The sequence below is a fragment of the Pseudomonas sp. K5002 genome (assembly GCF_013386655.1).
GTDB lineage: Bacteria > Pseudomonadota > Gammaproteobacteria > Pseudomonadales > Pseudomonadaceae > Aquipseudomonas.
Map to the genome: position 1 here is coordinate 1 of NZ_JACARK010000006.1, position 354 is coordinate 354.

At 66.1% G+C, this 354-nt stretch carries 1 pseudogene; it reads left to right on the forward strand.

Annotated elements, in window-relative coordinates:
- A pseudogene (locus HX846_RS39335) lies at nt 1–354 on the forward strand (patatin-like phospholipase family protein); the annotation flags it as partial.

The following is a 354-nucleotide window of genomic DNA, read 5'->3' on the forward strand; positions in this document are numbered from 1 at the left end:
TCCGGTGATCGTCGGCACCTCGGCCGGGGCGATCAATGCGGTGAGCCTGGCCAGTGGCGCCATGGACTTTACCGCCGCCATCCAGCGCCTGACCGCCTTCTGGCAGGGCTTTCGCAGCCACCTGGTGCTGCGCAGCGACTGGCCCGGGGTGATCAGCCAGGCGAGTCGATTCCTTATCCACAGCCTGCTGGGGATGGGGGCGCAGGTGCCAGTGGCGCTGCTCAACAGTTCGCCGCTGCGGGACTTGTTGCGCGACAAACTGCACCTGGAAGGCATCGCGCAGTCGATCCGCGAGAAACACCTTCATGCTGTGGCGGTGACCGCGTTCGGATACGAGTCCGGGCAAGCCGTGAC